The 18,124-nt window shown below is 43.1% G+C and carries 18 protein-coding genes and 1 riboswitch; of the genes, 12 read left to right on the top strand and 6 right to left on the bottom strand.

Annotated elements, in window-relative coordinates:
• Positions 1 to 3: 3 nt before the first annotated feature.
• Positions 4 to 1,173: a MalY/PatB family protein gene (locus LGO15_RS20485; protein ID WP_318999799.1), complete on the bottom strand. Its 1,170-nt coding sequence runs from the start codon at positions 1,171 to 1,173 to the stop codon at positions 4 to 6.
• 86 nt (positions 1,174 to 1,259) lie between these two features.
• Here LGO15_RS20485 and LGO15_RS20480 point away from each other — a divergent pair, with 86 nt between their 5' ends.
• Positions 1,260 to 1,520, top strand: coding sequence for a DUF1871 family protein (locus LGO15_RS20480; protein ID WP_226085740.1), 261 nt, complete (start codon positions 1,260 to 1,262; stop codon positions 1,518 to 1,520).
• A gap of 31 nt (positions 1,521 to 1,551) precedes the next feature.
• Here the strand turns inward: LGO15_RS20480 and LGO15_RS20475 are convergent, their stop codons facing one another.
• The 3 genes from LGO15_RS20475 to LGO15_RS20465 all read right to left on the bottom strand — a co-directional run bounded on the left by LGO15_RS20475 (position 1,552) and on the right by LGO15_RS20465 (position 4,364).
• Complete coding sequence (locus LGO15_RS20475; protein ID WP_226085739.1) at positions 1,552 to 2,406, bottom strand: alpha/beta fold hydrolase; 855 nt, start codon at positions 2,404 to 2,406, stop codon at positions 1,552 to 1,554.
• A gap of 275 nt (positions 2,407 to 2,681) precedes the next feature.
• Entirely contained in the window at positions 2,682 to 2,927 is a 246-nt protein-coding gene (locus LGO15_RS20470) for a helix-turn-helix domain-containing protein (protein ID WP_167834653.1), read from the bottom strand.
• Between the two features lie 93 nt (positions 2,928 to 3,020).
• Positions 3,021 to 4,364, bottom strand: coding sequence for a sodium-dependent transporter (locus LGO15_RS20465; protein WP_226085738.1), 1,344 nt, complete (start codon positions 4,362 to 4,364; stop codon positions 3,021 to 3,023).
• A 268-nt stretch (positions 4,365 to 4,632) separates the two neighbouring features.
• Here LGO15_RS20465 and LGO15_RS20460 point away from each other — a divergent pair, with 268 nt between their 5' ends.
• The 4 genes from LGO15_RS20460 to LGO15_RS20445 all read left to right on the top strand — a co-directional run bounded on the left by LGO15_RS20460 (position 4,633) and on the right by LGO15_RS20445 (position 8,958).
• On the top strand, positions 4,633 to 5,190 hold the full coding sequence (locus LGO15_RS20460) for an RNA polymerase sigma factor (RefSeq protein WP_226085737.1): 558 nt from the start codon (positions 4,633 to 4,635) through the stop codon (positions 5,188 to 5,190).
• Positions 5,183 to 6,859: a hypothetical protein gene (locus LGO15_RS20455; RefSeq protein ID WP_226085736.1), complete on the top strand. Its 1,677-nt coding sequence runs from the start codon at positions 5,183 to 5,185 to the stop codon at positions 6,857 to 6,859. The genes LGO15_RS20460 and LGO15_RS20455 overlap by 8 nt, the downstream gene beginning before the upstream one ends.
• Before the next feature lie 114 nt (positions 6,860 to 6,973).
• Positions 6,974 to 7,366 (top strand): S1 domain-containing post-transcriptional regulator GSP13, encoded by a 393-nt coding sequence (gene yugI, locus LGO15_RS20450; RefSeq protein WP_167834649.1) that lies wholly within the window; start codon positions 6,974 to 6,976, stop codon positions 7,364 to 7,366.
• A gap of 395 nt (positions 7,367 to 7,761) precedes the next feature.
• A complete protein-coding gene (locus LGO15_RS20445; RefSeq protein WP_226085735.1) occupies positions 7,762 to 8,958 on the top strand; it encodes an ornithine--oxo-acid transaminase in 1,197 nt (398 codons plus the stop codon).
• A gap of 49 nt (positions 8,959 to 9,007) precedes the next feature.
• On the opposite strand, the gene LGO15_RS20440 is transcribed toward LGO15_RS20445, so the two are convergent.
• Positions 9,008 to 9,241: a DUF378 domain-containing protein gene (locus tag LGO15_RS20440; protein WP_023626663.1), complete on the bottom strand. Its 234-nt coding sequence runs from the start codon at positions 9,239 to 9,241 to the stop codon at positions 9,008 to 9,010.
• Between the two features lie 204 nt (positions 9,242 to 9,445).
• On the opposite strand from LGO15_RS20440, the gene LGO15_RS20435 reads away from it, so the two are divergent.
• The 5 genes from LGO15_RS20435 to LGO15_RS20415 all read left to right on the top strand — a co-directional run bounded on the left by LGO15_RS20435 (position 9,446) and on the right by LGO15_RS20415 (position 15,967).
• Positions 9,446 to 10,609: an iron-containing alcohol dehydrogenase gene (locus LGO15_RS20435; RefSeq protein ID WP_226085734.1), complete on the top strand. Its 1,164-nt coding sequence runs from the start codon at positions 9,446 to 9,448 to the stop codon at positions 10,607 to 10,609.
• Positions 10,610 to 10,863: 254 nt separating this feature from the next.
• A riboswitch (cyclic di-GMP riboswitch) is annotated at positions 10,864 to 10,954 on the top strand.
• A gap of 144 nt (positions 10,955 to 11,098) precedes the next feature.
• Entirely contained in the window at positions 11,099 to 12,922 is a 1,824-nt protein-coding gene (locus LGO15_RS20430; protein ID WP_226085733.1) for an LPXTG cell wall anchor domain-containing protein, read from the top strand.
• A gap of 64 nt (positions 12,923 to 12,986) precedes the next feature.
• Entirely contained in the window at positions 12,987 to 13,700 is a 714-nt protein-coding gene (locus LGO15_RS20425; RefSeq protein WP_226085732.1) for a class D sortase, read from the top strand.
• A gap of 196 nt (positions 13,701 to 13,896) precedes the next feature.
• Positions 13,897 to 15,246 (top strand): glucose-6-phosphate isomerase, encoded by a 1,350-nt coding sequence (locus LGO15_RS20420; protein WP_167833982.1) that lies wholly within the window; start codon positions 13,897 to 13,899, stop codon positions 15,244 to 15,246.
• 316 nt (positions 15,247 to 15,562) lie between these two features.
• A complete protein-coding gene (locus LGO15_RS20415) occupies positions 15,563 to 15,967 on the top strand; it encodes a YugN-like family protein (RefSeq protein ID WP_102264151.1) in 405 nt (134 codons plus the stop codon).
• On the opposite strand, the gene LGO15_RS20410 is transcribed toward LGO15_RS20415, so the two are convergent.
• A complete protein-coding gene (locus tag LGO15_RS20410; RefSeq protein ID WP_226085731.1) occupies positions 15,964 to 16,959 on the bottom strand; it encodes a potassium channel family protein in 996 nt (331 codons plus the stop codon). The genes LGO15_RS20415 and LGO15_RS20410 overlap by 4 nt on opposite strands.
• Before the next feature lie 210 nt (positions 16,960 to 17,169).
• Between LGO15_RS20410 and LGO15_RS20405 the strand changes: the two genes are divergently transcribed.
• Positions 17,170 to 17,376 carry a hypothetical protein gene (locus LGO15_RS20405; RefSeq protein ID WP_167833980.1) on the top strand — a complete coding sequence of 69 codons (207 nt, stop codon included), beginning with the start codon at positions 17,170 to 17,172 and terminating at the stop codon, positions 17,374 to 17,376.
• A gap of 118 nt (positions 17,377 to 17,494) precedes the next feature.
• Positions 17,495 to 18,085 carry an undecaprenyl phosphate transporter UptA gene (locus LGO15_RS20400; protein WP_226085730.1) on the top strand — a complete coding sequence of 197 codons (591 nt, stop codon included), beginning with the start codon at positions 17,495 to 17,497 and terminating at the stop codon, positions 18,083 to 18,085.
• Positions 18,086 to 18,124: the final 39 nt, after the last annotated feature.

Here is an 18,124-nt window from a genome sequence, read left to right as displayed (position 1 = left end):
TTTTTAGCTGAATGCCTTTTTCAGCCTTTCTAGTCCTTCATTCAAGGTTTCGCGAGGGCAGGCAAGATTCATCCTGACGAAACCTTCGCCGCCTTCACCATACTTCGTACCTGGTTCCAATCCGAGTTTTCCTTTTTCCAGCAGCTGCTCCTTGATTTCCTCATCGCTCAAGCCAAGTTCACGGCAGTCGATCCATAGGAGGTAGGTGGCATCTGCTTTCATCGGTTTTAATGATGGCAGGTGTTCGGCCATAAAATCGGTTGCAATCTTCATATTCTCATCCAAGTAGTCTAGAAGCTGCTCTAGCCATTCTTCGCCTTCCCGGTAGGCAGCTTCCATCCCGGCAATCGCAAAGGCATTCAATGTAAAGAATCCTTGCTGCTCCTGGACTTTCTTGAATTTTGCCTTCAGCTCCTTGTTTGGAATCAGAGCGGCGGAAGCCTGAAGCCCTGCCAGGTTGAAGGTTTTGCTTGGCGCGACGAAAGTGGTCGTAATCTCCCTGTACTCTTCCTTGATCGAAGCGATTGGAATATGGACATTTGGCTTGAACACGAGGTCTGAATGGATTTCATCGGAAACAATCAGAACATCATGCTTTACGCACAGGTCGCCGATCTTTTCCAGCTCCTCCCTCGTCCAGACTCTGCCCCCAGGATTATGAGGGTTACAGAGAATGAACATTTTCACGCCATCCTGAAGCTTGGCTTCAAAGTCTGCAAAATCTATTTCGAATCGTTCGTTTTCAATCAATAAATTGGAAGTCACCAGGGTGCGGTCATTATTTTTGACCATGTTGAAAAATGGTGGATACACAGGAGAATGAACAAGCACCTTATCCCCTTTTTCCGTAAAGGCGCGGATAGCCGTGCTGATTGATGGAACGACGCCTTCGCTGAAAACAATGGATGATTTTTTGAATTCACAATCATGGCGCTTCTTCATCCAGTCCTTTATGGCTTCTGTCACAGACATTGGTACAAAGGTATAGCCAAATACACCGTGTTCAATCCGCTCCTTCAGCGCATCGGTAACTGCCTTTGGAGGATGGAAATCCATATCCGCGACCCACATTGGGAGGACATCATCCTTGCCAAAAACCTTATCAATCGCATCCCACTTCACTGAATGCGAATTGTTCCTGTCCACTACCTTGTCAAAGTTTATTCTTTCCACTATGTACGCACCGCCTTCTCCTTGAATAATTTATCTGACTCTTCCTTTATGATAAAATATTTTTAAAAAATAATCAGGTGATTGAATTGGAATCGAAAGAACTTAGCTATAAACTAATAGATGTTTTGAATAAATGGGATCCCTTCAAGGTCGGCGAGGGTCAGTTCGATCCGGAAATCGCCGATATCCTTCAGGCTGTCCATGATTATGACGTAGCCGATAAAATTGCACGCAAGATCCAATCTGTTTTCGAGTTTTCATTCGAACAGGTCCTGCCATATGAGCAATGCCTTTCAGTCGCAAACACTCTGCTGGCGATCAAGAATGAGGATGCTTGCTCCTTATAAACTTATCAATTTTGAACAGAAACGGCAGCCATCAGCGGCTGCCGTTTGCTGTTGCTTCAGCTATTTCCTCTGCTGCCATGAACCCGTTAATCAGCTGGTGGACATCTTCTGGGCGCTCCTCTGGTACGAGATGACCGGTCTCTTTTAAAATGACGAGCTCTGAATTCTTCAAATCCTTATTCAGCTTCCTCCCGATCCGGACGGGAACGACTTTATCGTGTTCACCCCAAATCAGCAGGCAAGGTGCATTGATTTTACGTAAATCTTCTGCAGATAAGTCGCCCTCCCGGTGGCGGATCATCATCGTCAACGCTTTGAAAATATCATCCTCCAAGAAAGGAGAGAGATAGCCATACAGCATTTCATCATTGATCATCGAATGGTCATACACGACGTTCTGCAAGTTTTGTTTTACACCCGAACGTGCCAGGTGGAACTTGACATACAAATGGAAGTACGGGATGTAGCTTGAAAGGACAAGCGGCAGCTTTGCCTTTTTCAAGTATCCTGAACTGCAAAGCAAGATTCCTTTTTTCACATATTGCGGATAATGCAAAAGAATATTCATGGCAATTTGCCCTCCCATTGAATGCCCTACGACATTGAATTCGCGGACGCCAAGGGATTTCATCAGCTCAACGACTGTTGTGGCCAGATTCTCATAGGAATATTTGAAGCTGGAGACCTTGCCGCTTTTTCCAAAAGGGGGGAGGTCCACCGAAATGACGTTATAATCCTCTTTTAAAAGGGGGATCAAATGCCTGAAGCTGAAAGTAGAGGAAAGAAAACCATGCAGCAGAACCAGAGTTTCCTTTGCGTCTGGGTTCTGGTAGTGCTCATAGTAAAGGTCGATTCCTCTTACAGTTTTATTCCTGGCGAATTCCATCGGCTTTCACTCCTGACATGATTAACGAATTAGGTAAGGTATGCCATTTATTTTCCCCGCAAAACGGCACTTCACACAAAATAATGGTCATTAATCCAAAAAAAATATGGACACCAATTCTGGTGCCCATTAAAAAAGGGGGGAATACTAGAAAGCCTTATGGGATTAGGATAACCAGATTGGCAGAATAGTATACATTTATTTTTAACTAACTTCTGAAAAAAATAGAGCAGGCAGAGATTTCTGCCTGCTAAGGTGTCTTATGAAATTGCAGGTTACAAGCTGCTTGGTCTTTGGTCGACTTCTGGCGGTGCAGCGTAATAAATCTCTCCCATTAACTCTGAGGCAGGGACATCAAGGGCTGTTGAGATCTTTAGAATCGTCTGCAATTTAGGTGTCTGCTCGCCGCTTTCATATCTTTGGATCGTTCGCGTACCTACCCTGATTTTTAAAGCGAGCTCCTCCTGGGAAATTCCGACTCGTTCACGGCACATCTTGATATTCTGGCCAATTGCAGTCATCGCTCATCACCTCCAAAAATAAAATATCTCTTACTATAAGTTTATCATTAAATTTTTGAAAATATCGACAATAATGTGAACGTTTTCTTAACTTTAGATTATACCAATCGATTGCAGAAAAACAATGCCGATACCGATTGGTACGATGTAGCGGATGGAAAAGTACCAAATGTTGAATAACAACGAATGACTTCCAGTGCCTTCCTCCAATTCGCGTCTGACCATTTTCCGGGGCAGCACATACCCGACGAATATGGCGATAAAGAAGGCTCCCAGCGGCAAGGCGATATTGCTAGTAAGGAAGTCGGCGAGATCAAAGAAGGTTTTTCCGAAAAATTTCACATCTGATAAAACACCGAATGACAGGGCATTCGGTATTCCTGCAGCAAAAACAAGCAAGCCAGCGATCCAGGAAAACTTTTTACGCTTATGGTTGTCTCCTTTGGATAGCACGGCAACGATGATTTCGAGTATCGAAAATGCGGAAGTCAATGTCGCGAAAAGCAGCAGAACCAAGAAAATCGTCAAGAATAACCCGCCAAATGCCAGTTCATTAAAAACAGCAGGCAGAACAACGAAGACTAGACCAGGACCAGCTTCAGGTTCAAACCCGAATGCGAATACAGCCGGGAAAATGACAAGTCCGGCGAGCAGCGATATAAGAATATTCAACCCGACTACTGAAAAAGCGGATTTAGCCAGGCTCTCACCCTTGGATAAATAGGAAGCGTATGTCACCATGACAGAAAGTCCGACACTTAATGCGAAAAAAGACTGGCCCAGTGCCATCAAAATGGTTTGGCCCGTTACCGCTGACCAATCAGGCTTCAGGAAAAATTCTACCCCGGCCATCGCTCCATCCAATGTCAGGGATCTGATTACCAGGATGATAAAAAGAATGAACAGAGCGGGCATCATGTATGTGCTCGCTTTTTCAATGCCCTGCTGGACGCCGCCCTGGACGACCCATATGGTCAGGACCAGGAAGAGGAGCTGAACAGCAACAGCTTCAACAGGATTGGATATGATGCTTTCGAAAGTTGCTCCGTATTGAGCCTGTGTCAATCCTGAAAGTGAGCCAGTGAGGCTCCTTCCTAAATAGGAAAGAATCCAACCGCCTACTGCACTGTAGAATGAAAGGATCAGAAAGGAGGCAATGACACCGCCATACCCTAGCAAAGGCCATGCACTTTTCGGAGCCAGGTGTTTATAAGACATAACGGCGTCCTTTTGGGTGTTCCGGCCAATGATGAATTCAGCCAGCAAAATAGGTGCGCCTATAAATATAGTCATCAGCAAGAAGAAAACCAGAAAGATCCCGCCGCCATTTGTACCTGCCATGTAGGGGAATTTCCAAATCGCCCCAAGACCAATGGCCGATCCCGCGGCAGCCAGAATGAATCCCAGCTTTGAAGTCCATTGTTCGTGCTTGTTCATAGAGAAAACTCCTTTTAAAAAATCTGAATATTTATATTATCTGACAAAATAAAAAAATACCTTTTCATGTTACTATTTTTTCAGGAAAAAGCATAGCATTTTCAGGCTTTAAACAATTATTTAGCATTTTGTTATTTTTTTGAAACAAATAAGAAATTATGCCGTTTTATAGGTAAAGTGAGTTTCACTTGATGGGACGGAACCGCAAGCGGCCGCATCCGTCTCCGTAAAAACAAAATAAAGATAGGTATCAGTTTGGGGGACCAAAATGAATGATGATGAATTAGTATTCCGGGCCCGGAATGGCAATATGCAGGCTTTCGCGGAGTTAATCGATATCCATACACCAACCGTAAAGCGATTTGCCTTCCAGCTCGGGAACAAATATGACGACATAGATGATATCACCCAGGAAGTGTTCGTCAGGGTATACCGCTTCCTCGACCAATTCTCACATGCGAAATTCACGACCTGGCTCTATAAAATCACCTTGAATGTGACGAGGGATTTTGCGCGCAGTAAACAAAGGCAGCTCAAGAAAGTGCTGAAGATTGGCAAGGAACGTTCATACGACGGGAAGACAGCAGAGGAAAGCATCCTTCGGTATGAGGAAGACAGGACACTGCATGAGTGCATTCAAAAAATGGATGAGAAATATCGCATCCCGATTGTCCTCTTTTATTTTCACGATAAAAGCTATGAAGAAATCGCGGAGATTACCGGTGCATCCTTGTCAAATGTAAAGACAAGGATGTCGAGAGGGAAAGAACACTTGAAGAAGCTGCTCACTCTGGCCGAAAAGAAGGAGGGTGCAAACCATGGATGATCAGTTATTGGAAAAGCGACTTGAGAACTTGAAAAAAGCCTACGACGAGATGCCGGAAGATGAAAATCGTTCAGCGATCCTTGCGGCGATCAAAAAAGACCAAAAGAAGCAAAAACAAAATAAATGGTTTCACTTGCCGTACGCCGCAAGTTTTATAGGTGTCGGGATGATTGCTGGTGTCTTGATGATGCAATATATCGGAGACCATGCACCTTCCGAAGAGAAAATAGAACAGCACCAGGCAGCTCTGGGTGAAAATAGTTCCGATGAATTGAAAAAATCAGATGTAAAAGCGGTATTTGATGATTTGGAAAAGTATTATCAGGATCGGGAATTACAGACTAAAGAAAAGTTGGGCTTCTTATCCGGATTTGAAAATTATCTATATCGAAATATACCGATGGAACTGAATGATGCGGAAGCCGCTTTCTTATCCAACCTTGAAGCTTATAAGCAAACTGATTTGGAAGATACCAGGAAAAGACTCACCAGTGATATTGATCAAGCTTTCACCATGCCATCGGAAATCATCGATAAGCTCATGCAAGGAAAAAATGACGAGGTTACCTTAGACGGCCCTGAGTTTACTCTCCTTAACCAACTGGAGTCTTTCTTGGGGGCCTATTATCTTTCGATGACCTATTACGAAGATGACATGAATAAAGCCATTGAAAATGAAAATGCTGTTGAGGTTGTCAAAAAGATGAATGCTGGCGGAGCAGGGCTTTCTTCCACAGCTCTAAAAGAGATGTCTTCAAAGGCTGTTGATAATGGATATGCTTTTAGGGAAGAGGAAGGCAGGGTCGTTCCGTATGTGAATTTTAGCGGCCTTGCAGAACGGCTGCGCGGAGCAGCGAATGAAGACTTTATAAAGTATTTGGAGCTTAGGAACACCAGAGTCCAGGATGGGAACGGAGAGGTCATTTCCTTTGAGAACCTGGCAGATTTGTTGGTAAAGCTTGAAACATCGATTGCAACAGTGAAGGATGCGACTATCGAGGAAACGATGAAGAATGACGTAAAGTCGCTATTTGCTCTCTTCCTTGTGAGTGAGCATATCTATGACAAGAATGACGAGTTAAAAGATGAAGTGAAGAAAGCATACTTATATTTGATGGAAACCTATCCTGAGACCCAGACAGCTGCAACGGTGCAAAACATGTATAAAAAAATGGAAAGCAATAAATTTTTAAAGCCGGATGATGTGGAAAGGCTTGATCCGAGTTATATAGAGTTTCCAACCCATTTGAAACGAGAAGATATCATTGGCAGGAAAGTGCTTCCGCTACCGGATTCTCTGCTCTCGAGCTATAAAGAATTCGCAGCCAAGAAGAATTTTAACATCTTGAAAAATTACGGGCCGTTTGAAATTATGCAGATGTACTTCCATGCGGATCAAACGGGGGATTACGAAACCAAATATGCCCTGTACAGCAAGAATGGCGGCCAGCCTCCAAAAGATCAGTATATTGAGGAGATGAAGGCTGCTGAAATGGATATTAGCGTGATCCTAAAGGGATATAAATATGCTACGCTTTACTACTCAAGTGAAGATCCGGAAAAAGTCATCGGGGTTCAGCTCCATTTCAATGACCGTAGTGATGCACCAGTTTTCCAGATGGTCCAGGAGGACGGATTCTGGAAAGTCCAGTTTTTGCCATTACAATAATGGAAACACTCATATAGAATTATCTTATTCCTTTTGATAAATGCTACAGAATATGATATAATTTTTAATTGCGTATTAATGGGATAAAATAAAACAATATTTAGGAGTGTTTCCATGTCAGAAAATATTCAAGTAGGCAGCGTTTTAACAGGTAAAGTAACAGGAATCCAGCCATACGGCGCTTTCGTAGCATTAGATGAAAATACACAAGGTCTTGTGCATATTTCAGAAATCACACACGGTTATGTTAAGGACGTTAACGAGCACCTTACAGTTGGCGATGAAGTGAAAGTGAAAGTTTTGTCAATTGATGAAGCTGCTGGAAAAATCGGCTTATCAATCCGTGCAACTGAAGAAGCACCAGAACAACCACAACGCGCTAAAAAGCCACGCAGCAAGCGTCCAGCAGCTGTAGTTCAGCACCAGGACGACTCAGCTCAAGGTTTCAACACTTTGAAGGATAAGCTTCAAGAGTGGATTAACCAGTCAGATATGGCTAAAAAATAAGCTTTAAAGCGGAAACCGGACATTGCGTCCGGTTTTTTTATTTTAGTCTGACAGACACCAATGGTTGAGACGGACAGAAATCATTGATGAAACGAAGAAAGTGGGAGCCGATTGGAGCACCAAAACACCAGTAACTGGGAAAACAGAGCACCAATAAAGCCGATTGGAGCACCGAAACACCAGCGACTGAGAAAACAAAGCATCAAAAAAGCTTATTGATGCCATGACGGACAGAAATCGTTAATGAAAGGGAAAAAGTGGCCATCATTGGATTTACATACTGGGAAAATCAAGGAATCTTTCTAGCATTCTCTTTTAGGGGGTTAAAATGAAAGAGCTTACAGGTTACAATATGATTGTCTAACCAATTTTTTCATTGGAACGGAGGAAGGTTCATGACAACAACAAAAACTAGCTCGCTGATCGAGCAGACTCAAAAGTATGGTGCGAATAACTATCATCCGCTGCCAATCGTCATTTCAAAGGCAGAAGGAGTTTGGGTAGAGGATCCTGAAGGCAACAAATATATGGACATGCTGAGTGCGTATTCAGCTGTCAATCAGGGGCACCGCCATCCGAAGGTCATCCAGGCGCTGAAAGACCAGGCTGACCGTGTTACGCTAACTTCAAGAGCATTCCACAATGACCAGCTTGGACCATGGTATGAAAAGATTTGCAAGTTAACGAATAAAGAAATGGCCTTGCCTATGAACACGGGTGCTGAAGCGGTTGAAACGGCTATTAAAACAGCTCGCCGCTGGGCTTATGATGTCAAAGGCGTTGCGGACAATCAGGCTGAAATCATCGCATGTATCGGCAACTTCCATGGCCGCACAATGACGGCGGTCTCCTTATCATCTGAAGAAGAATACAAACGAGGCTTCGGCCCCATGCTTCCAGGGATCAAACTGGTTCCTTATGGTGACCTAGACGCACTGAAAGAAGCAATCACTCCTAATACTGCAGCGTTTCTGATTGAACCGATTCAAGGTGAAGCGGGAATCGTCATTCCGCCAGAGGGTTTCATGAAAGCTGCGTTCGAGGCATGTAAAGAAAACAATGTCCTGTTCATTGCCGATGAAATCCAGGCTGGTCTTGCGAGGTCCGGAAAAATGTTCGCATGTGAATGGGAGGGCATCGAGCCTGATATGTACATCCTTGGAAAGGCACTTGGCGGTGGGGTGTTCCCGATCTCATCTGTCGTTGCCGACAATGATGTACTGGGAGTATTCAACCCAGGCTCCCACGGATCCACTTTCGGCGGCAATCCAATGGCCTGCGCAGTTTCCATCGCGTCCCTTGATGTTTTGATCGATGAGAAGCTTGCTGATCGTTCCCTTGAACTGGGTGACTATTTCATTAGCAAGCTCCGTGAAATCGACAATCCTATCATCAAGGATATCCGCGGCCGCGGCTTGTTCATTGGTGTCGAGTTAACAGAACCTGCACGAAAGTATTGTGAAGAGCTGAAAGAGGAAGGGCTGCTTTGCAAAGAAACGCATGATACGGTCATCCGTTTCGCTCCGCCGCTTGTCATCAGCCAGGAAGAACTGGATTGGGCCATACAAAGAATCAAGAAAGTATTATCATAAGCATGAGAAAAACCCGCCTTCCTTGGCGGGTTTTTCTTGTGAAATTCAATTATCGAGTAGCTCTCGGTTCTGCCGCTCTTTCTTCTCTTTCGCTTGGTGCGAATAGAAGTCCGATGTTTATAAGACCGGCAAGACCGACTAATCCATAGATGATTCGAGCCAATGCTGAATCCTGTCCGCCGAAAATAGCTGCAACAAGGTCAAATTGGAAGAATCCTACTAAGCCCCAGTTGATGGCTCCGATAATGGTAAGTACTAGTGCTGCTCGTTGAATACCGCTCATGGATGTTTCCTCCCTTAAGATTAAATTTGTTCTTTTATAGATTGTTTCAGCACGAAATGAATTATTCATTTGTCCTCTATTTATTACCTACCCTCAAGAAAAAGTTTGTAACATTTCGCAGCATATTGGAGCACATTAAGAAGTGTATTTTTTGCAATGCTTTTAGAAAAAGAACATAATTATCCCTAGAGGAAGGTGATTTAAATGGATAACTTTACTTTTTACAATCCAACGAAACTGATATTTGGCAAAGGCCAGCTCGAGGAATTGAAAAACGAAGTTCCTCAATACGGTAAAAAAGTCCTGCTCGTTTATGGCGGTGGCAGCATCAAACGCAATGGTCTTTATGATTCTGTCATGGACACCCTAAAAGAGGTTGGGGCAGAAGTACACGAACTTCCAGGTGTGGAACCAAACCCTCGTCTGTCGACTGTGCATAAAGGCGTGAAAATTTGCAAAGATGAGGGAATCGAATTTTTGCTGGCAGTAGGCGGCGGCAGTGTCATTGACTGCACAAAAGCAATCGCTGCAGGTGCAAAATATGATGGAGATGCTTGGGACCTTGTCACAAAGAAGGCTTTTGCAGCAGAAGCTCTTCCTTTTGGCACAGTACTAACTTTGGCAGCCACTGGCTCTGAAATGAATGCAGGTTCTGTTATCACCAACTGGGAAACGAATGAAAAGTATGGCTGGGGAAGCCCGGTCACATTCCCGAAATTCTCCATCCTTGATCCCGTGAACACTTTCACCGTTCCGAAGGATCAGACGATTTATGGAATTGTGGACATGATGTCACATGTATTTGAACACTATTTCCACTTGACCGAAAACACTGAGTTCCAGGACCGCATGTGTGAATCCTTGCTTTTAACAGTGATGGAAACAGCTCCAAAGCTGCTTGCAGATTTGGAAAACTATGAATACCGCGCAACGATCCTTTATTCAGGAACAATGGCATTGAATGGAATCCTCAATATGGGATACCGAGGAGATTGGGCGACGCATAATATCGAACACGCCGTATCAGCCGTTTATGATATCCCTCACGGAGGCGGTCTGGCGATTCTGTTCCCGAACTGGATGAAGCATAACCTTAAGATAAAACCAGAACGTTTCAAGAAGATGGCTGTCAGGGTCTTCGGCGTGAATCCAGAAGGCAAGACCGACGAAGAAGCAGGATTAGAAGGAATTGAAAAGCTGCGTGAATTCTGGAACAGCATTGGCGCACCGTCACGCCTTGCTGACTATGACATTGATGACAGCAAGCTTGAAATAATGGCTGACAAAGCAATGGTCAATGGGGAATTCGGCAACTTTGCAAAATTGAATAAAGACGATGTAATGGAAATTTATCGTCTGTCGTTGTAAATTACTGAAGGACCCAGGGGTATAACCCTGGGTCCTTAGTCTTTTCTTTAGGTCAAAAATCTTAGAGAAAGCTCTTTTGGAAGAAGGGTGAAATACTGAATATATCCCTATTCAAGGTGAATTAATGAAACTTGAGAAAAATTTACCAATTAATTTAATAGGACTATATGTTTAAGTCGCTGGGTAACTGTGGTAAGTCTTAGAATGTAAGACAAGGAAGCCGAGGAATATTTTACATAAGTAAAAAACAACACTCATGCTAATAGCAAACCTGCTGAAAAGCTGGGACGCAAAGCCAGGAGTCTAAGGTTGCAAAAGTGCAGCTATGATCGTCCAGCCGCCATGGAAAAGTAAATTCCCGGCGGCTTTTTTTGTCTAATTATAATGGTGAATTTTATCGGGAAGGAGGCTAAGTGCCGCAATTAATATCTGAATATTCAGTCTTTTATTGCGCAAATTTTTAATAACACTAGAAAAGGGGACGAGAATATGAAAAAGACTTTTATGAAAAAATTATCAGCAGTCTCGATTGCATTCCTAATGTTATTTTCACTGACAATACCGGCACTAGCAAATGAGAATGGAGATGCGGCGTCGGATAATGAAGGAAACACAAAAGTTGAAATCGAAGCCAAAGAATCAACTCAACAACAAAACGATCAGTCAAATGAAGTAGAAAATGATGAATCAACACAAGAAGAATCCGATGAGTCAGCTCAAGACGAAAACGATGAGTCAACTCAAGAAGAAAATGATGAGTCAACTCAAGAAGAAAACAATGATCCATCCCAAGAAGAAGACGCTGAGTCAACTCAAGACGAAAACGATGAATCAACACAAGAAGAATCCGATGAGTCAACTCAAGAAGAAAATGATGAGTCGACTCAAGAAGAAAACAATGATCCATCCCAAGAAGAAGACGCTGAGTCAACTCAAGACGAAAACGATGAATCTACACAAGAAGAAAATGGTGATTCAAACAAGGAAGAAAAGGATTCTGAAAAAGGTACTAAATTAAATGCCAATAAAAGTACAGAGATACATCTGCATTTGAAAAACTGCACAGAAGATGTGGTAAAAGTAGAGGTCATGTTAAAGGGAAGTTGGAAAGAGATGTCCAACCCGGGTAACTCGCCACTGTATAAACTGAAAGATGGTGGTGAGTTTGTAAAGAATGATATTACTGCTTTCAGGCTAACTTTTGAGTCAGGAACTAAACAAGAATATTCCATGGATGAGGTTAGGGAAGGAAAAGAAGCGGAAGGAACCATTAACTATTGGCTTGAAGGCTGCTCTATAGAAGATGACAATTCTGAAGAACCTGGCGATGGTACGGAGAATCCGGGTGACGGTGAAGAGGACCCAGGAGATGGGACAGAAAACCCTGGCGATGGAACGGAGGAACCAGGTGATGGCAACAGTGATGATCAGGGTGAAGAGAATGGCAACAAAAGCACGGAAATCCATCTTCATCTAAAAAACTGCGTTGCTCCAGTTGAGAGTGTGTTTGTTAAATTAAATGGTGAATGGAAAGAAATGTCCAATCCAGGTAACTCCCCGCTATATAAGCTTAAAGATGATGGGGAATTTGCAAAGGATGATATCACGGAATTTAAGCTTGTATTTGAATCAGGTGCTGAAAGATTCTATGACGTCGAAGACATTAGAGTAGGAGTAGAAGCGGAGGGATCCATTAATTATTGGATAGAGGACTGCGCATTACCTGAAGATGATAACACAGAAGAACCAGGGGATGGAACGGGAGATGACGATGAAGATTCCGATCAAGATGGAGAATCACCGGATGTTATCGAAATAGTCAAAGAAATGTATATCACTTTTAATCTGGATATTGAAACAGTTGTAAACTTGACATTGTTAATGAATGGCGGCGAGAAGCTTGAACTCATCAAGATTAACAACCTCTGGAAACTAATTTTGGCCAATGGTCTGGATGTTACAGATATTCAGGGAATAGAGATTGAGTTTGAAGATGGAACGACTAAATTTATAGCGCTAAGCATGCTTTCTTTTGAATTAGAAGATCAGGTTATCCACTTAGAAATTGATGAAGCAGTCCTCGGTATTGATAATGAAGCAGACGTTGAAGATGAAACCGATGTTGACGAGGATGATGGAACTGGGAAAACTGGCAATAATGATAACAATTCCGGAGGGGACGTTACGCAAGACTGGAACGGAAGCGTACTTCCAAAAACAGGTGAAAGCAGCAAAATGATGTTCTATATTTTAGGCTTCCTTCTAATGGCTGCCGGTACAGGATTAAGAATGAGAAAGCCAATCAGGAACTAAAGGATGAGGGGGGAAGAGATTCCCCTCTTTATTTTGACTTAATATGAAAATTGGAGTGATCAAAATGAAAAAAGTCCTGTCTTTAATTCTTATATTATCTGGAGGGGTGCTGTTTTTATATCCATCCCTATCAAATTTATATACTGACTATCAGCAGGAGAAATTGATTAGCGAGTGGGAAGCAAGTACATTTGAAACAGAAGCAGCTACTGTCGCTATGAACGAAGAGGCAGCTAAAGAAAGCCTGGATGAACTTAATGAAGTTTTTGAAGTGAAAGAGGAGAATACTGCAGTTCAAGCCGAAGAAAAAGGGGATCACCAGGCGGTTAATGATTTATCCATCACAAATGACTCATCAAAGGAAAACTCAAAGCCCAAAAATACCGGTATGCTTGGTGTAATCGAAATAGATAAAATCGATTTGCGTTTACCGATTCTTTATGGTGCATCGGAACGGAACCTTGATGTAGCTTCAGGTCTGCTAAATGGTACTTCACTACCAGGGACCTCTGGAAACAGTGCAATTGCTGCTCATCGCAGCCGTTCATATGGCAGGATGTTCAACCGCCTGGACGAGATCAGTTCTGGTGATGTCGTGACTGTTAAGTCCCAAAATCGAACTTATCAATACAAAGTTTATGAAACTCAAGTAGTTAAACCACAGGATGTTTCTGTGCTAAACGGCAGTAAAGATGAAAACACCTTGACTCTCATTACCTGCACTCCAATCGATACAGCGACGCACAGGCTGATTGTTAAGGCGAAGCAACTTCCGTAATCGTCAATAGGCGTTTAATTTTTCTATCTCTGGATCAAAAGTCAAAAGTAGGCTGCCCGGTTATGTCGAAAAATACATTTTTTAAAGTTTACTTAAAATTTCACAATTGGGCACGCTTACATCTGAGAGTGTTTCTTGATTATTGGGATTCATTTCGATAAAGTGATAGAGAATATAAAATAATGGAGGATCAGACATGACACATGTTCGTTTTGATTACTCAAAGGCGCTTAGCTTTTTTGGAGAACACGAAGTTACATACTTAAGGGATTTTGTAAAAGTAGCCCATCATTCATTGCATGAACAGACTGGTGCAGGCAGCGACTTTTTAGGCTGGATCGATTTGCCTGTAGACTATGATAAAGAAGAATTTGCACGCATCCAGAAATCAGCGGAAAAGATTAAGGGTGATTCTGATGTCCTGCTCGTAGTAGGAATTGGCGGCTCTTATCTCGGAGCACGTGCTGCGCTAGAGTTTTTACAGCACAGCTTCTATAACGCTCTTCCAAAAGAAAAGCGCAAAACACCTCAGGTCATTTTTATCGGTAACAACATCAGCTCAACTTATATGACAGATGTGATGGACCTGTTGGAAGGCAAAGATTTCTCCATCAATGTCATCTCAAAATCTGGAACAACGACTGAACCTGCGATCGCATTCCGTATTTTCCGCAAGATGCTCGAAGAAAAATATGGAGTCGATGAGGCCCGCAAGCGCATTTATGCGACAACGGATAAAGCACGCGGAGCATTGAAAACTCTTGCTGATGAGGAAGGCTACGAATCATTCGTGATACCTGATGATGTCGGCGGACGTTACTCTGTCTTGACGGCAGTAGGTTTATTGCCAATCGCTGTCAGCGGTTCAGATATTGAAGCGATGATGAAAGGCGCGGCTCAGGCGAGGGAAGACTTTGGCAAATCAGAGCTTGAAGAGAATCCTGCCTACCAATACGCTGCAGTTCGCAACGCACTTTACAATAAAGGCAAGACGATCGAAATGCTGATCAATTATGAGCCATCGCTTCAGTACTTCTCTGAATGGTGGAAGCAGCTGTTCGGCGAAAGTGAAGGGAAAGACCAGAAGGGGATCTATCCATCTTCAGCGAACTTCTCTACAGACCTTCACTCACTAGGACAATATGTCCAGGAAGGCCGACGAGACTTGTTCGAGACCATCATCAAGGTGGAAAAGCCTCGCCATGAATTGACAATTGAAGAAGCGGCAAGCGATCTTGATGGCTTGAACTACCTTGCTGGCAAGAGCGTTGATTTCGTCAACAACAAAGCATTCGAGGGAACAATGCTTGCCCATACTGACGGTGGCGTACCTAACCTGGTACTGACGATTCCGCAGCTTGACGAGTACACATTCGGCTACCTTGTGTATTTCTTCGAAAAGGCTTGCGCAATGAGCGGCTACCTGCTTGGCGTAAATCCATTCGACCAGCCAGGCGTTGAAGCATACAAAGTGAACATGTTCGCATTGCTTGGAAAACCAGGCTTCGAAGAAAAGAAAGCAGAATTGGAAAAGCGACTTAAATAAAGTTGGAAAAGGAGTGCCCATGTTGGGTGCTCCTTTTTATAATGTGCTTTTTGAAAGCTGGAAAAGATCGCGCGAAATTTCCAGTTCGCCAATAAATTTAAAAAATCGCCAATAAAGTTGTGAACATCGCCAATAAAAATAAATTTTCGCCAATAAAACTGTAGAAATCGCCAATAAAATTATTTTTCCGCCAATAAACTTGAAAAGACCCTCGATCATCAGCTAGAATTCGGGCCAATTGAAGCGGTCACCGCTCATTAAATGTCTGCTTTTGGTTAAAACTAAGCAAAAACACGTGGAAAGGCGGAAACGACCAATGATTGAGATACAATCTGAGCTTGAGGGCAAACATTTTGATCTTTTTAAACTGGAGCAGATGCTGAAACCGTTGGGATATTCAATCGGAGGAAACTGGGATTACGACCATGGGGCGTTTGATTATAAGATAGATGACGAAGTTGGGTACCAATTTTTGAGGCTTCCATTCAAGGCGATCGATGGTCAGCTTGATTCGAAGGGCTGTACTGTTCAATTTGAGCGCCCTTTCCTGCTTTCCCATAAATATCAGCGTGGGATCGATGACCATGCGGAGATTGGGAATGCCAGCGCATCCTTCAACCAGTTCCAGGAACCGGTCGATAAGGATGCGAGCTTTCCAGAAAAGTACATTGAAGTAGGTCGTTCGCTTGTCCGCGAAGTAGAATCTGCTTTGTTGCATTAATCGTCATTTAAAATGGCGAGTAGCTGATCATCGTACCTAATTTTGATATTGTTCTTGGGGTTGACGATTACGTCATCCCCTCTTTTACGTCCAATCAATATAACATTCCGTTCTTTCAGCAAAAATTGGCTAGCATCCTGAAAATTCTTGCCAATCAGGGAAGCTTCGGCTTCAATATAAGCCAAGCGTTTTCCGTTCAATTCCCCAAGCATATCCAATAAAGGATTCACAACCTCCTCAGAGGCGATGCTGTTTAACAGGACGGCACTGGTCAAAGCATTTGCAGGAATCAGTTCATCAGCTCCCGCTCTTCTAGCATTATTGATTTGTTCACCAGTTTGAATTTCAGCAATACAGCGGATATCCGGGTTTAATCCTTTGATCGCAAGCAGTGTGAGGATCGTATTCATATCTGCCTGCAGCTCATCCAGGTTCTGGTCTGAAGTTATAATCACTTTGCTGGCCGTAGTAATGCCGGCATCAAGTAAGGTTTGATCCTTGTTTGCACGGCCTCTGATAAAATGTACATTGTCATCCATAATGGGATTTGTCCCGAGTGTATCATCAACTAATATGATGGTTTCATCCGCCTGTATGAGAGATCGAAGGACAGAGCGAGACCTTTCGTTCCAACCGATGATGATGATATGGCCACTTCCCCTATAGCCTACCTTTCCCTCTGCATATGCATTTTGTTTGGTAACCGTCGCAGCTGATAGATGGATGAAATAGGATGATAAAAATCCTGTTCCAATCAGCAGGAGCAGGATTGCCGTGATTCGTCCCCAAGTCGTAACGGGATAAAAATCTCCGAATCCTACTGTTGATGCAGTGATGATCGCCCACCAAACACCATCAAAGATAGTCGGAAAGCTTCTTGGTTCAACAAAATGAATGACTACCCCAAACAGAGTAATCATTAAAGAGGCAATCATAAGGATCCTTGCTATTATTGGCAGCTTTATGAAACGCATATATAAGTGATTAGACATCTTAGTCCCCCTCTTACTTCTCGTTGTATGTATGAAAGCAGTATTTACTTTTCCCTTGTTTTTCCCTTCAAAAACGGAATTAACCAAATTTATGTAATTCTATTTTCGTCGAGCAGATTCTTTTTTACACAAAAAATTCAAGAATAGTTCACTAGCCCGTACCAATTACCCGTACATACATATTCTGGATAGAAAAGGAGGGATTATGATATGTCATTCAACTGGGGATCCAATGTGTTGCTGTTTCTCGCCTGTATGCTTGCTGGTTGGGCACTGATTGAATTCGGACCGTTGCTGTTGACTCTTTCGGGACTTGGCATCTTTGGAATTATTGGTGTTATTGTTATCGTGCTTTTCGCTTTTGTCATTATCTTTATCGGTCTTAGAGTCTTATTCAGAGGCGGTTGGCGCAGCTGACGTTCCTTTTTAAAAGAACCTGTCAAATTGGGCAGGTTCTTTTTCTTGCCTAAAGTGAGATAAACTTGGACATTCATAAATATATTTTTAAAGAGTGAAAGGAATTGGAGTGGTGCACATGCAAGAATTTATCATGGCTGTCTTGGACTGGCTGTCGAGCCTTGGTTATATTGGGATTGCTATTGGATTGATGCTTGAGGTCATTCCAAGTGAAATCGTCCTTGGCTATGGCGGTTATATGATTTCAGAAGGAACCATCGGTTTTACTGGTGCAGTTGTTGCTGGGACGATCGGCGGGACAATCGCGCAGCTGTTCCTCTATTGGCTTGGCTATTTTGGCGGCCGTCCGGTGCTGGAGAAATACGGGAAATACTTATTCATCAACAAGCACCACTTGGAAGTATCGGAAAAATGGTTCAATCAATATGGTTCTGGAGTCATTTTCTCGGCAAGGTTCATTCCGGTGGTCAGGCATGCCATTTCGATACCTGCGGGGATTGCGGGCATGTCAGCCATCAAGTTCACATTCTATACCATTGCGGCAATGATTCCATGGACAGTATTCTTCCTTTATCTAGGCATCGTCCTAGGTGAAAATTGTTCTGAAATCAAGGACATCGCCAAACCGTTCATCATTCCTATCAGCATCATTGCGTTAGGGGGAGGTGCAGTCTACATACTGGCAGCACCAAAACAAAAGAACTTATAACAAGCTCAGGATTTTTCCTGGGTTTTTTGTATGGTAAAA

The organism is Mesobacillus sp. S13, from assembly GCF_020422885.1.
Taxonomy (GTDB): domain Bacteria; phylum Bacillota; class Bacilli; order Bacillales; family Cytobacillaceae; genus Mesobacillus; species Mesobacillus selenatarsenatis_A.
The sequence above is the reverse complement of the archived record's forward strand: the minus strand, read 5'-3'. Positions and strand labels throughout refer to the sequence as shown.

What these genes read in the sequence shown, in the direction of transcription:
- LGO15_RS20425 (WP_226085732.1), top strand. Translation starts at nt 12,987, where the DNA reads ATGAAAAAAGTCCTGTCTTTAATTCTTATATTATCTGGAGGGGTGCTG.
- LGO15_RS20460 (WP_226085737.1), top strand. Translation starts at nt 4,633, where the DNA reads ATGAATGATGATGAATTAGTATTCCGGGCCCGGAATGGCAATATGCAG.
- LGO15_RS20455 (WP_226085736.1), top strand. Translation starts at nt 5,183, where the DNA reads ATGGATGATCAGTTATTGGAAAAGCGACTTGAGAACTTGAAAAAAGCC.
- LGO15_RS20415 (WP_102264151.1), top strand. Translation starts at nt 15,563, where the DNA reads ATGATTGAGATACAATCTGAGCTTGAGGGCAAACATTTTGATCTTTTT.
- LGO15_RS20400 (WP_226085730.1), top strand. Translation starts at nt 17,495, where the DNA reads ATGCAAGAATTTATCATGGCTGTCTTGGACTGGCTGTCGAGCCTTGGT.
- LGO15_RS20420 (WP_167833982.1), top strand. Translation starts at nt 13,897, where the DNA reads ATGACACATGTTCGTTTTGATTACTCAAAGGCGCTTAGCTTTTTTGGA.
- LGO15_RS20410 (WP_226085731.1), bottom strand. Translation starts at nt 16,959, where the DNA reads ATGTCTAATCACTTATATATGCGTTTCATAAAGCTGCCAATAATAGCA.
- LGO15_RS20445 (WP_226085735.1), top strand. Translation starts at nt 7,762, where the DNA reads ATGACAACAACAAAAACTAGCTCGCTGATCGAGCAGACTCAAAAGTAT.
- LGO15_RS20475 (WP_226085739.1), bottom strand. Translation starts at nt 2,406, where the DNA reads ATGGAATTCGCCAGGAATAAAACTGTAAGAGGAATCGACCTTTACTAT.
- LGO15_RS20465 (WP_226085738.1), bottom strand. Translation starts at nt 4,364, where the DNA reads ATGAACAAGCACGAACAATGGACTTCAAAGCTGGGATTCATTCTGGCT.
- LGO15_RS20430 (WP_226085733.1), top strand. Translation starts at nt 11,099, where the DNA reads ATGAAAAAGACTTTTATGAAAAAATTATCAGCAGTCTCGATTGCATTC.
- LGO15_RS20405 (WP_167833980.1), top strand. Translation starts at nt 17,170, where the DNA reads ATGTCATTCAACTGGGGATCCAATGTGTTGCTGTTTCTCGCCTGTATG.
- yugI (WP_167834649.1), top strand. Translation starts at nt 6,974, where the DNA reads ATGTCAGAAAATATTCAAGTAGGCAGCGTTTTAACAGGTAAAGTAACA.
- LGO15_RS20470 (WP_167834653.1), bottom strand. Translation starts at nt 2,927, where the DNA reads ATGACTGCAATTGGCCAGAATATCAAGATGTGCCGTGAACGAGTCGGA.
- LGO15_RS20435 (WP_226085734.1), top strand. Translation starts at nt 9,446, where the DNA reads ATGGATAACTTTACTTTTTACAATCCAACGAAACTGATATTTGGCAAA.
- LGO15_RS20440 (WP_023626663.1), bottom strand. Translation starts at nt 9,241, where the DNA reads ATGAGCGGTATTCAACGAGCAGCACTAGTACTTACCATTATCGGAGCC.